Raw genomic sequence first — 13,554 nt, 5'->3', positions numbered from 1 at the left:
CCATGCTGCGCTCCCGAACCTTTGCATTGTTTTCGCCACTGCTACTGCTGAACCCACTGCCCGATGTCTATGCACAACAGACCCAGGCACAACAGGTCTACGAACAGCAGGCCAACGAGACCGCGCCAAAAACACTGATCGTCACCTCAGATCGGCTCACTGACGTGGCTCCGCGGAGCTATCGTGCCCAGCGCTCAAGCCTTGCCAGCAAACAGCCGGTGTCGTTTTTAGAAGAGGCCCGCGCCGTGGAGACCGTCACCGCCCAGGTGATGGCCGACCATGATGTCGACAGCTTGGACGAAGCAATGGCGATGGTTGCAGGGGTGACCGCAGGCAATAACATGGGGGGCACCGAGGATGGCTATATTAAACGCGGCTTCGGCAGCAACAGCGATGGTTCGATTCTGATCGATGGCATTCGCCAACCGCGCGGCACCTTCTCAATGGCAACGGTGGATCATGTCGAAGTACTCAAGGGGCCTGCCTCGCTATTTCAAGGCCAGCAGGATCCTGGCGGGGTGATCAACCTGGTCACCAAACGGCCTGAGTACGAGTGGCAGCGCGAAATCAGCGCCGAAGCCACCTCCTTGGGTGGCGGCAATGCCAGCGTGGATGTCACCGGGCCAATTGCCGATACCGGCCTGGCCTTCCGATTTATCGCCCATCATGAAGATGAAGACTCCGCGCGCGTTTTTGGTCATGATCGACGCACGATTATTGCCCCTTCGCTGCGCTGGGAAGGCCGCGAAAGTCGCGCACAAATCTCCTATGAGTATCGCGACTACGACTTGGATCTGGATCGCGGCACGGTGATGATTGATGGTGAACCCGCCAAGGTACCTAGTGAGCGCCGTTTCGACGAATCCTGGTCGCGGGTTTTCGGTCACGACGAAGCCGTCACCGCCTGGTGGGAACAGGATATTAACAACGACTGGTCAACACGGCTCACCTACGGCTGGAACCGCCGGCAGTACAGCGATGGCCAACCGCGAGTACTAAGCGTTAACGAGCAGAGCGGTGCATTAACACGTCGTGCAGATGCTAATGAAGGTTATGACCGCCACGTACAGTACACCGCCTGGGATACTACCGGCACCGCCACGCTGGCAGGCATGCGCCACGACCTTACCGTAGGAATTGACCACGAACGTCGCCGCGACTATCTGGCCGAGGTGTATCGCGGCTCGTCGGTGACTGATCAAAACATTTACGCTATGAGCTACGGCGGCCTGACGCTGGATAGCGATAGCCTTAACACCTCGCGCAGCAACCGCTTGGATGAGGTTAATACGACCGGCGTTTTTCTCAATGATCGCTGGCACTTCAACGACCGCTGGACGCTGGGGCTAGGCGGGCGCTATACACACTACGAGCAGTTTTCCGGCCGTGGGCAGGACTTCATCACCGAGACGGATACCAGCGACGATATTTTCCTGCCATCAATCAGTCTGCTGCATCGCCTGACCCCGGAGACGTCCGTTTATGCCAGCTACAGCGAAGCGTTTGTGCCCAATGGGGCCGACAGCGATACCGGACAGGCGCTGGATCCTGAACACAGTATGGGCAGCGAAATCGGTGTGAAGCATCTATGGAACGACCAGTTCTCGTTGGCCGTTGCGCTGTTCGATATCCGCAAGGAGAATGTTGCCGTCTCAGACAACGGTGTGACCCGCACGGTAGGCGAAGCGGGTTCACGGGGGGTGGAGCTAACGGTTTCCGGCCAGTTGACTGATCAGCTTTCACTACTAGGCGCTTACGCCTATACCGACACCGAAGTACTTAAAGACACCGAAGATACCCAGGGCAACCGGCTGACCAACGCCGCCCGCCATACCGCCAGCCTCTACTTGGCACACGATTTAACAACCGCACCTGGACTGGGCAACTGGCGCTTAGGTGGTGGGGTTCGCTATGTGGGTGAGCGCGAAGGCGATGCTGACAACAGTTTCCGATTAGACGACTACACCGTCGCTGACGCGTTTATCGGCTGGGACACTCCTTGGCTGGGCGACACCCTTCACCTGCAGCTCAATGCCAAGAACCTGTTCGACACCACTTACTACCCTTCAAGCGGTGGCAACACACGGGTCGTGGTCGGTGATCCCCTAGAGGTCAGCCTACAGGCGTCGGTTAGGTTTTGACGCCCAGGTAAGTAACGACTGACTTGGCACTATGATTGCTTATACATTAAGGTTTAACGCTGTATACAGTTAGCGGTAACAGCTGATATGACCCGTTAGCCGTTGTGCCTTCCCATTTTTCAAGGAGCTCGCTATGTCCCGCCCTCTGACTACGCCTCTCAATATTCTCGTTATCGGCGCGGGCATTGGCGGGCTGAGCACCGCTCTCGCTTTCCAGCGGCAAGGGCATCAGGTCACGGTGGTTGAACGCGTAGCAACGATGCGTCCAGTAGGCGCGGCGCTCTCGATATGGTCTAACGGCGTGAAAGTCATGCATCAACTGGGCCTTGGTAACGCCATTGAAGGCTTAAGTGGCAACATCACCCAGATGCGCTATCTGACGCATGACGGTCAACCCTTAACCGATTTTAGCCTGGTGCCGCTATTTGAAGAGATCGAGCAGCGTGCATGCCCTATTTCTCGCGCCGCCCTACAACAAATGTTGCTAGACGCGGTAGGCACCGAGCATGTGCAGTTTGGCCGCAGCTGTCATGATTACACGCTGACGCACGACGGTGTTTCTGCGCATTTTGACGATGGCGAAAGCCTGCACGCCGACTTATTAGTCGTCGCGGAAGGTACTCATTCAAAGCTGCGCGGTAAGGTCGTGGGGCACCCCGTTGAGCGCCAATACGTGGGTTATGTGAACTGGAATGTACGCGTGCCTGCCGATGGTGCCTTGGCACCGCAGAGTCACTGGGATCAGTATGTCGGCGACGCGAAGCGTGTCTCGTTTATGCCCATGGGCAACGGGGGCAATGCCGAAGGCGCGCAGGAATTCTATTGTTTTCTTGATGTACCGCTCCCCGCTGGCACCACCAACGACCCCAGCCACTATCGCGATGAATTACGCGCACACTTTGCAGGCTGGGCTGCGCCGGTGCAGGCACTTATCGAACGCTTCGACCCTGAGCGCATGGCGCGTGTGGAAATCTACGATATCCCCCCGCTTGATTCACTGACCGCACCGCGTGTTGCCCTTCTAGGTGATGCTGCTCATGGCATGGCACCCGACCTTGGCCAAGGCGGCTGCCAAGCGATAGAAGACGCCTGGGTGCTGGCTCACGTCGTGCAGCGCGCACTTGAAGAACATACCGACACCTCATCTGCCATTGCCAGCGCCTTGACGCAGTACGACGCGCAACGCGTTAGCCGAGTGGGAGAGATCGTCCAGCGCGCCCGTAAGCGCGCGGAGATGATTCATGGGCACGACGCCTCCCAAACGCAAGCCTGGTACGACGAACTCAAGCGTGAGGATGGTCAAGCCATTATTAAAGGATTGAAGACAACGGTTACCAGCGGGCCACTGGGCTAGTGAAATGTTAACGTTCCATAGGTGCGGGCTTGCCATCAGCGCTTAGATAGATACCGGTCGTCTGACTAACCGGCTTTATCCTCTTAGGAGATATACCCATGCCACTTTCCACTTGGCTGCTGTTTGTTGCCATGGCGCTGGCCAGCATTGCGAGCCCTGGGCCCGCTTTTTTAGTCGCGGTGCGTAATGGCATGGCCGGTGGAAAAAAGCGCGTGGCGCTTTCCTCGCTGGGCAATATTATCGGCCTGCTAATACTCGCGAGCGCCGCGGTGTTGGGGTTAGGCGTGATATTCAATGCCTCAGAAACGCTGTTTAACCTGCTGAAATTTGGCGGCGCCGCTTACTTGATATACCTAGGCATTCGCCAGTGGCTTAGCCAACGCTCACTGGCGGTACCGTCCACCGCTGCCAAGCCCATTCCTCACTGGCGCATTTTCAGCGAAGGCCTCCTGGTCGCCATGAGCAACCCAAAAGCAATCCTGTTTTTTACTGCTCTGTTTCCTCAGTTTTTGGATACACAGCGCGCCTTACTTCCGCAATTTTCCATGATGGTAGGCACCTTTATGGTGCTTTCATTCGCCACCTTAATGGCCTACGGCGGGCTCGCGAAAAATCTCACTCGCTGGCTGAGCAACACACGCCGAGTAAAGTGGGTCAATCGCATCATGGGCAGTGCTTTTATCGGTTTAGGCGTAGCGATTTTGCGTATGCGCCAGCCCATCTAATCGCCGGCCAATACTCATACCGTCAGCCCAATGCCTCTTAAAGTCATCGTAGTCACTGACTGCACGGCTTTTTCAAACTGCAGGTCGTCTAGCGGTTTGTCGTCATTGAGCAAGTAGATTTGGTAGTCGAAGTCGGCGTAGTGCTGGGTGGACGCCCAGATCATATAAAGTAGATAGGAAGGCTCAACAGGGTGAATCTGGCCTGACGCGACCCACTCACTAATTTTCGACTCTTTGAGTTTGGCCCATTCGTAAAGATTGTCGCGCAGACGCTCTTTAAGGATCGGTGCGCCCTGCATGACTTCGGCCGCCCACACTTTCGAGCCGTGGGCGCGATTGCGGGAGTGGGTCATTTTGGCGCGAATGTAAGTAGACAGCACCACGCGAGGGTCATCGTAGAGTTCAAAGCAGAGCGCGTCCTGCTTCCATATTTCCAGCAACTCTAGCAATACCTCTTGGTAAAGCGCTTTTTTAGTGGCGAAGTAGTAGTGCACGTTGGACTTGGGAAGTTCAGCCAGCTGTGCGATTTCTCCCATGGAGGCGCCGGCATAGCCTTTTTCCGCGAACAGTTGCTCCGCGGCCTGGAGAATCTTCTTAACGTTGGTCTGGCGAATTTCGTCCTGGGTTCTTGCCACGCTGCACTCGTCCCTTACGTCGAAGATAGGCACAAAAAAGCACCGCCGGAGAGCGGCGGTGCTGAGAAGATCTCCTATTTACGCTATAACGTCAACTCTGATTGGCGGGGAATGAGAACTCCGCTCGCGTCGCTTCGCTAACGGAAGGCCAGCGTTGAGAAACGGCTTTTCGACGCGTGTAAAAACGCACCGAGTCAGGCCCATAGGCGTGAAGATCACCAAATAGCGAGCGCTTCCAACCACCAAAGCTGTGGGAAGCCACCGGTACAGGCAGCGGAACGTTAACACCGACCATGCCCACCTCAATACCGTCGGTAAAGCGGCGCGCGGCCTCACCGTCGCGGGTAAACAGGCAGGTGCCGTTGCCGTACTCATGGTCATTAATTAGCTGCATGGCATCATCCAGGCTACCGACCCGCATGACACAGAGCACTGGCCCGAATATCTCTTCCTGATAAATACGCATATCAGCCGTGACATTATCAAACAGGCAGCCGCCAACGAAATATCCCTGCTCGTGGCCTGACACCGTGAGGTCACGACCATCGGCTACCAGCGTTGCGCCTGATTTTACGCCATCTTCAATGAAGCCCAGTACTTTGTCGCGGTGCTCTGCGGTCACTAACGGGCCCATATCCAGCCCTTTCTGAGTGCCGGGGCCAATTTTTAGCTGCGCGATTTTCGGCAGCATGGTTTCGACCAAACGATTAGCCGTTTCATCACCAACGCATACGGCAACTGAGATCGCCATGCAGCGCTCGCCGCAGCTACCGTAAGCCGCACCCATTAGAGTATTAGCGGCGTTTTCCAAATCGGCATCGGGCAACACTACTGCATGATTTTTCGCACCGCCCAGCGCTTGAACGCGTTTACCAGCGGCCGCACCACGGGTGTAGATCGCCTCAGCCACCGGCGTCGAACCCACAAACGAAATAGCCTTCACGGCCTTGGCATCCAACAGCGTTTCCACCGCTTCGCGACCACCGTGAATCACGCTCATCACGCCTTTCGGTAGCCCGGCTTCTTGAAGCAGCTCAGCCACGGCCATTGAGGAAGAGGGGTCTTTTTCCGACGGTTTGAGAATGAAGCAGTTGCCACAGGCAATTGCCATCGGATACATCCATAGCGGCACCATAGCCGGGAAGTTAAACGGGGTAATACCTGCAACGACGCCCAGCGGTTGGAAATTAGACCACGCATCAATGCCAGGCCCTGCGTTGTGGGAATACTCACCTTTTAGCAGTTCAGGCACGCCGCAGGCGTACTCAACGTTTTCAATGCCACGTTTGAGCTCACCCATAGCGTCTTCTGGCGTTTTGCCATGCTCTTCGCTGACCAGCTGCACGATGCGGTCAGCGTGCTCTTCGAGCAGTTGCTTAAAGCGGTACATAACCTGCGCGCGCTTGGCCGGTGGCGTATCTCGCCAGGCGGGAAACGCTGCCTGAGCGGCATCAATGGCCTTTCCAACATCGGCCGCTGAGGCATCAGACACTTGGCGAATGACAGCTCCCGTTGAAGGATTGGTAACATCCAGCGTGCGCTGGCCCTTCACTAACTCACCGTTGATCAGGTGGGAAATAACGCTCATTTTTATACTCCGAAACCGGTTTTATCAGAAAATAGGCTATGCCAATGAATCAAGGGTGGTCGCAACGGCGTCGAACAGGCGCTCTAGCTCGGCATCAGTGGTGCCAAAGGGAGGGCCAAATTGCAGCGTATCGCCGCCATAACGTACGTAAAAGCCTGCTTTCCAAAGTGCCATATGTGCATCGCGTGGTCGAATCGTTGGGTCGCCGTCACGAGGAGTTAACTGGATCGCGCCGGCTAAGCCGTAATTGCGAATATCCACGACGTGGTTACGGCCCTTGAGAGCATGCAGCTTCTCTTCAAAGCACGGCGCAATGGCGCTAACCTGGGCGGGGAAATTTTCGCGCTCCATTAACTCAAGCGCCGCCAGCCCCGCTGCACAGGCCACCGGGTGTGCGCTATAGGTGTAGCCATGCGTAAACTCAACGGCATGCTGGGACCCACCAACGTGCATGAAGGTGTCAAAAATCTCGCGTGATGCGATCACTGCGCCCATGGGCACGGCGCCATTAGTGATCTGCTTGGCCACGTTCATGATATCTGGCGTCACGCCAAACGCCTGGGCACCGGTGGTTGCACCGCTACGTCCAAAGGCGGTAATCACTTCGTCAAAAATCAGCAGAATATCGTTAGCGGTGCAGATCTCGCGCAAACGATCCAGGTAGCCTTTGGGTGGCACAATCACACCCGCCGAGCCAGACATTGGCTCAACAATCACCGCCGCAATGGTCGAGGCGTCATGTAGGGCGATTTGATCGAGCAGCGCATCGGCAAGCTCAGCCCCCGTTTCTGCTTGGCCACGGGTGTAGGCGTGGCCCGCTTGAAGCGTGTGCGGCAGATGCGTGACATCCATCAACTGGCCGTAGTGCTTTCGATTGCCACCGATACCGCCAAGGCTCGTGCCACCGATATTGACGCCGTGATATCCCTTGGCGCGCCCAATCAGGCGGGTTTTTTCAGGCTTACCTTTAAGCCGCCAATAGGCTTTGGCCATTTTGACCGAGGTATCAGCCGCCTCTGAACCTGAGTTGGTAAAAAATACGTGATCAAGCCCAGTAGGCATAAGGCTGGCGACCTTTTCCGCTAGCTTAAACGCCAGCGGGTGGCCAAGTTGAAAGCCTGGGGCAAAGTCGAGAGTGCCTAGCTGTGCCGCGACGGCTTTTTGGATTTCTTCACGATTGTGGCCTGCGCCGCAGGTCCATAGCCCTGACAGCGAATCGAATAATTTGCGGCCCTGGTCATCAATGTAATAGCGCCCTTCCGCCCCCGTAATAATGCGTGGGTTAGCGTGAAAATCACGATTAGCGCTGAACGGCATCCAGAAATGCTGATTAAGCGCACTGTTTGAGGCGCCCTGCTCTGAAGACAGTTCTGAAGACAGTTCTGAAGAATGCTCTGATGTTTTCGGTGTCGTTTTGCTTTTTATTCCAAACATGGTGTCCAGCTCCATCGCGTTAAGACGTTGCCTCAGGATGCGCCACTGAACTTGTTTATAAAATTACGCTTTCCTGTTGTTCACGTTAGGGAATCCATACGTAACATGGCTTTTTGATTATCGATCAATCCTTGACGTATCTTTGAAAACCATCTAATCATTATATTTATACTAATAAATACAACAGATCTTAGGAACACGCCCAATCAGCACTCAGCCGTTAGTCATACCGTTTTAAACGTGACTGCTAGCGTCCGTTTGCCGGCCAAACAGCTCACATATCAAACATAAACCAAGGGCTAACATGCTATGAAATTCTTGACTCCATTAAAGATTTCGCTCTATGGCAGTATGATTTTAAGTTTTTTAATGCTGGAAAGTCCGGCCATTATGCTCGCCAATCGGATAGAACCGATGGTGTTCGGTATCCCCTTTCTTATTGTATGGAATCTGTTTTGGTGGTTTGTGTTAACGGCGCTGTTTTTACTGGCGTATTTAACTAACTGGGGTAGCCCAGTACGAGCGACTACAAATACCACTCAACAGCCAAACTAAGGGGATAAAGCATGACCGGTAGCTTATTAATTATCGCAGCCTTTATGATTATCCCCTTGATAGTAGGGATTTTATCCGCACGTCAGTCGCAAGAGACCAGTGAAGACTTTTTCGTTCAAGGGCGAGCCATGGGGAGCATCGCGGTGTTCTTCACCGTCGCAGCGACGTGGTGGAGTGCCTTCGCTTTTCTGGGGTCAAACGCCACCTTCTACACTAACGGCCCAGTGTTTCTTACGGCGTTAGCCTGGAACTTGCTATTTGGCTTTATGTATTACTGGATAGGCAAGCGCGTCTGGTTTTTAGGCAAAAGATTCAACTATTTAACACCTTCCGATTTAATCGGTGATTTTTACAATAGCGAAGCGCTTCGCATTACCGTTGCTGCTATTACGCTTATATTCACCGTCCCTTATTTACAAATACAGCTCACTGGCGGCGCTTATTTAATCGAAGTAGCTTCCGGCGGATTGATTCCTTTCTGGCTAGCAGCACTGCTGTTCTATTTCATTATTATCATTTACGTATGGATTGGCGGCATTCGCGCTATCGCCTGGACTGATGTGATTTATGGCGCATTACTTTTCTTCGGCATGATGTACGCGGGCTACTACATATCCACTCAAGTGGGGGGGCCAACCGCGCTCTTTAGTCAGCTCCAGCAAACGTCTCCCGAGCACCTAACCATGCCTGGGCCTAATGGCACGATGGGCTACCCAATGTGGTTCTCACTCTTCGCTATTACTGCTATCGGTGCCTTTATGGGACCGCAAATTTGGCTACGGATGTATTCGGTCAAACACGGCAAACTGTTTAACTTAATGCCTTTCCTACTGGGCTTGGCAGCCTTCGCTTACGTGGGCTCGGTGCTGTCTGGCTACTCCGGCGTACTGCTTGAACCCAATGTGGAAAACCCCGACCAAATTCTGCCTATTATGCTGATGGAGTATGCCCCCTACCTGCTTGCATCACTGATTATGGCGGCCGGTGCTTCTGCTGCGATGTCCACGGCTAACTCGCAGATTCACGCGGTCTCCACCGTGGTGACGATGGACATCTATAAGCGTTATGTGAATCGTGAAGCAAGCCAGGCACGTATCATTTATATCGGCCGTCTTTCATTAGTGGGCTTCTCCCTTGCGGCTTATATCATGGCGCTTACCGTGCCGGGTGTACTGGTCACTATCGGTATTGCTGCACTCGCGGGCACAGCCCAACTGGTGATTCCGACTATCGGCGCTATCTCGTGGAAAAAAGCCCACCCGACGGCTGCGCTTGCTGGATTATGGGCCGGTGTGGCCTGCGTACTACTTATGACCTTTGGGCCATTTAGCGCGCCGTTTGGCTACCATGCGGGCATCTGGGGGCTATTGCTGAACGCCGCCCTGTTTATAGGCCTAAGCCATGCGCTGCATCGTCGCGATACCGCGGTCGTGGAGCGCTTTACCCACGCTCGCTACGACTATGACGCGGAGTATCACCCCGAGCGTTTGCCTGTATATGACCAAGAAACGTTCAGCACCGCTAGCGACAAATAAGGAGTGTGCTGATGACTCAAGCCCCTGTTTCCAAGACAGTTTCAAAGACAGTTTCAACAGCTAGTCCAGCCGTTAAACGGCGCCCTAAGCTCGCTGAGCTGATCAGCGATGATATCAAGCGCTGGATTGCCGTCGAGTCACTCGGGCAAGGTGATCGCCTGCCGAATGAAAAAGCCCTGATGGAGCTTTACGGCAGTGCCAAAGGCACCGTGCGCGAGGCGCTAAAAATTCTGGAAGTTGAGGGGCTAATCACCTTAAAAACCGGGCCTAAAGGCGGCGCGGTGATTAACCAGCCGGGCATGGAGCCCGCCAGCCGCATGCTGCGTAACTTTCTGCATTTCCAACAGCTGGATGGCAAGCAGGTATATCAACTGCGCAAGCTATTGGAAGTAGAGCTGGCGGCGTCCGTTGTTGGCACGCTGACGGAGACTGACTTGCAGCAGATGGAAGCCAACATGGCAGCCTGCGCTTGCTGTGGTGGTGAAGAGGATCACCGTCACCAGCGCTTTTTAGAGCTTGAGTTCCATCAGCTATTGGCCAAAGCCTGCCCTAATCCCCTACTGGCGTTTATGTGTCAGTTTCTAAACGACATGCTGCGCGACTTAGTGGTGATAAAAAAAGCGTACGTGCCGGAGCGAAAGCAGTTCGACTATGCCAATCAGGACTATCACCGCCAGCTGGTAGAAGCGTACCGCATGGAAGATAGCCTGCGTGTACGCCACATCATGGCCGAGCATATGGCCGATGCAGAAAGCCACATGAGCGCGCTGGAAGCAGAGATGGCCGCACAAATGTTGATCAGCGGGGACTTACTACATACCTATCATCATCGTTCCAAGCTACACGATTTACCATCGGCAAACGCTGCGCCCTAACGGCCCGTTTAACCTTGCGAGGAAGCCAAGATGAACACCTATGTTAAGCCAAACCCTGAAGTATCCGACTTGCATACCAATAGCGACCGCCTTTGGGAGTCGCTGATGGAAATGGCCAAACTAGGCGCCACGCCTAAAGGCGGCGTCAATCGCCAAGCGCTCACCGATTTAGAACGTCAAGGCCGCGACCTGTTTATCCAGTGGTGCCGCGCCGAGGGCTGCACCATTCGAATTGATAATATCGGCAATATCTTTGCCCGCCGCGAAGGCAGTGACCCCAACGCGAAAACGGTGATGGCCGGCAGCCACTTGGACAGTCAGCCCACCGGCGGCAAGTATGACGGCTGCGTTGGCGTGCTGTCAGGCCTGGAAGTTATTCGCACTCTTAACGAGCACAAAATAGTGACGCAATCGGCCGTCGAAGTCGTCGCCTGGACGAACGAAGAAGGCTGCCGTTTCCCTCCTTGTATGATGGGTTCAGGCGTATTTAGTGGCGTGCTGGAATTTGACGCCATGCTAGCGCGCACCGATGCCGAGGGCGTCACGGTAAGCGATGCCCTCGACGCTATTCATTACCGTGGTAGCGATACGGTCTCCCCCGACGAGATCAAAGCCTATTTTGAGCCACACATTGAGCAGGGCCCTATTCTCGAAGACACAGACACCACCATTGGCGTGGTTATAGGCGGGCTTGGCCAGAAGTGGTTCGATTTAACGCTAACCGGGCTTGAAGCCCACGCGGGCCCTACGCCGATGAACCTGCGCAGGGATGCCATGATGGGGGCGGCGGAAGTGACCCAGGCACTCAACCGAATTGCCTTTGATCACCAACCTCACGGGCGCGGTACGGTCGGCTGTATGTCACTGTATCCAGGGTCGCGCAACGTGATTCCCGGCCAGGTCAAAATGACTCTTGATATGCGCCACTGGGAGCCGGAAGCCCTTATCGCAATGGGCCAAGCCGTTACCAATGCCGTTGAAGATATTTGCCAACGCCATGGATTGGAGTACGAGTTAACACCCACAGCGGATTTCGCACCAGAGCATTTCAATCAAGAATGTGTGGATGCTGTTCGCCAAGCGGCCGAAAAGCTTCAGCTCTCCCATATGAATATCATCAGCGGTGCAGGTCACGATGCAATGTTTGTTGGCCGTGTGGCACCCGCCGCGATGATCTTTATTCCCTGTAAAGATGGCATTAGCCATAACGAGATCGAAAGCGCGAAGCCTGAGCACGTACACGCAGGCTGTAACGTGCTACTGCACGCCATGCTTGAAGCGGCTGGTGTTGAGGGTGGTGAATAATCATGGCCGGGACCTTTGAAACACTAACAGCCGTCCAGGCATTGGCCCGTTTCGGCGAGGGCTCGCTCTCGCCGGAGTCACTCGTCGAGGACTGCTTGACGCGGATTGAACGGGATAACCCCAAGGTCAATGCGTTTACCTGTGTTAACGATGTAGAGGCGCGACGCCTCGCCATAGAATCAGCGCGGCGCTGGCAAGCTGGCACGCCCTGCGGCCCGCTGGATGGCATCCCCATAACCATTAAAGATCTGACCTTAACCAAAGGTTTACCGACACGTCTTGGGTCGACCACTACCTCTGCCGAGGGCCCTTGGGAGGTAGACGCCCCGATCAGCCGCCACCTACGCAACGCCGGGGCCATCGTGATTGGCAAGACCACCTCGCCGGAGTTTGGCTGGAAAGGCGTCACCGACAACCCACTGCACGGTATTACCCGCAACCCTTGGAACACTGAACTAACGCCGGGGGGATCATCCGGCGGCGCGGGGGCAGCCGCGGCGCTCAATCTAGGCCTGCTTCATCAGGGCAGCGATGCGGGCGGTTCCATCCGTATTCCGTGCAGTTTTACCGGCACGTTTGGTATTAAACCCACGTTTGGCTGGGTGCCCCAGTGGCCCGCCAGCACCATGAGTACGCTTTCTCATTTAGGCCCTATGACACGCACCGCCGCCGACAGCGCACTAATGCTTAGCGTGATGGCGCAGCCAGATACTCGGGATGGTTATTCAGGCAACCCCAGAGGGCCAGACTGGCTCACGCCTCCACCGGCTAGCCTAAAGGGCTGGCGCATCGCTTTTAGTGCCAACCTCGGCTATGTAAAGGTAGCGCCTGATATTGCCCAGCGGGTTGAGGAAGCCATCGCCCATTTAGAAGCATTGGGCGCGACGGTCGAGCGAATTGACCCTGGCTTTAGCGATCCGCTTAAAATGTTTAATACGCTCTGGTTTGCAGGCGCTACTCAAGCGCTAGAAAAACTCGATGAGAAGCAGCAGGCGGCACTCGATCCTGGTTTCCTGGATATTGCACGACGCGGACTGGATGTGTCGCTTTCCGCCTACCTCGCCGCCCGGCGCGAGCGTAGCGAATTAACGGCCCATATGGCGGCATTTCATGAGCGCTATGACCTGCTGGTCACGCCTACAATGCCCATTGCGCCCTTTGCTGCAGGCCACAACGTGCCGCCAGGCGAGCGCTATAAAGACTGGATGGACTGGACGCCGTTTAGCTACCCCTTCAACCTTACCCAACAGCCCGCTGCATCGCTGCCTTGCGGGCTGGATAACCAGGGGCTGCCGGTAGGTTTGCATCTTGTGGCAGGCAAACATCAAGACCTTAAGGTACTGCATGCTGCCCAACTACTGGAGCGCTCTTTGCCGCCTTTGACACCGCTGGAGGTGGTATAAGCGT

10 protein-coding genes are annotated in these 13,554 nt (G+C 55.1%); 7 read left to right on the top strand and 3 right to left on the bottom strand.

All coding sequences use genetic code 11. The annotated features are described in order from the left end of the window. Window positions 1-2 precede the first annotated feature (2 nt). From CIK78_RS04505 to CIK78_RS04495, 3 genes are all read left to right on the top strand, one after another. Window positions 3-2,141: a TonB-dependent siderophore receptor gene (locus tag CIK78_RS04505; RefSeq protein ID WP_096277630.1), complete on the top strand. Its 2,139-nt coding sequence runs from the start codon at window positions 3-5 to the stop codon at window positions 2,139-2,141. Window positions 2,142-2,274: 133 nt separating this feature from the next. After that, complete coding sequence (hpxO, locus tag CIK78_RS04500; protein WP_096277627.1) at window positions 2,275-3,495, top strand: FAD-dependent urate hydroxylase HpxO; 1,221 nt, start codon at window positions 2,275-2,277, stop codon at window positions 3,493-3,495. A gap of 98 nt (window positions 3,496-3,593) precedes the next feature. Then, window positions 3,594-4,220 (top strand): LysE family translocator, encoded by a 627-nt coding sequence (locus CIK78_RS04495; protein WP_096277625.1) that lies wholly within the window; start codon window positions 3,594-3,596, stop codon window positions 4,218-4,220. A 14-nt stretch (window positions 4,221-4,234) separates the two neighbouring features. Here CIK78_RS04495 and CIK78_RS04490 read toward each other — a convergent pair whose 3' ends face one another. The 3 genes from CIK78_RS04490 to CIK78_RS04480 form a co-directional block, all read right to left on the bottom strand. Further along, complete coding sequence (locus CIK78_RS04490) at window positions 4,235-4,855, bottom strand: TetR/AcrR family transcriptional regulator (protein ID WP_096277623.1); 621 nt, start codon at window positions 4,853-4,855, stop codon at window positions 4,235-4,237. Window positions 4,856-4,946: 91 nt separating this feature from the next. Then, a complete protein-coding gene (locus CIK78_RS04485; protein ID WP_096277621.1) occupies window positions 4,947-6,443 on the bottom strand; it encodes a CoA-acylating methylmalonate-semialdehyde dehydrogenase in 1,497 nt (498 codons plus the stop codon). A 36-nt stretch (window positions 6,444-6,479) separates the two neighbouring features. Then, window positions 6,480-7,877, bottom strand: a complete 1,398-nt coding sequence (locus tag CIK78_RS04480; protein WP_096277619.1) for an aspartate aminotransferase family protein — start codon at window positions 7,875-7,877, stop codon at window positions 6,480-6,482. Between the two features lie 566 nt (window positions 7,878-8,443). Here CIK78_RS04480 and CIK78_RS04470 point away from each other — a divergent pair. Genes CIK78_RS04470 through CIK78_RS04455 form a run of 4 tightly spaced genes read left to right on the top strand, consistent with a single transcriptional unit; the run spans window position 8,444 to window position 13,550 of the window. Continuing rightward, window positions 8,444-9,967, top strand: coding sequence for a sodium:solute symporter family protein (locus CIK78_RS04470; protein WP_096277615.1), 1,524 nt, complete (start codon window positions 8,444-8,446; stop codon window positions 9,965-9,967). Window positions 9,968-9,978: 11 nt separating this feature from the next. Next, window positions 9,979-10,842, top strand: a complete 864-nt coding sequence (locus CIK78_RS04465; RefSeq protein ID WP_096277613.1) for an FCD domain-containing protein — start codon at window positions 9,979-9,981, stop codon at window positions 10,840-10,842. A gap of 30 nt (window positions 10,843-10,872) precedes the next feature. Continuing rightward, a complete protein-coding gene (locus tag CIK78_RS04460; protein WP_096277611.1) occupies window positions 10,873-12,147 on the top strand; it encodes a Zn-dependent hydrolase in 1,275 nt (424 codons plus the stop codon). A 2-nt stretch (window positions 12,148-12,149) separates the two neighbouring features. Beyond that, window positions 12,150-13,550 (top strand): amidase, encoded by a 1,401-nt coding sequence (locus CIK78_RS04455; RefSeq protein ID WP_096277609.1) that lies wholly within the window; start codon window positions 12,150-12,152, stop codon window positions 13,548-13,550. Window positions 13,551-13,554 lie beyond the last annotated feature (4 nt).

The sequence above is a fragment of the Halomonas sp. JB37 genome, from assembly GCF_002332255.1.
GTDB classification, from domain to species: domain Bacteria; phylum Pseudomonadota; class Gammaproteobacteria; order Pseudomonadales; family Halomonadaceae; genus Vreelandella; species Vreelandella casei.
The sequence above is the reverse complement of the archived record's forward strand: the minus strand, read 5'-3'. Positions and strand labels throughout refer to the sequence as shown.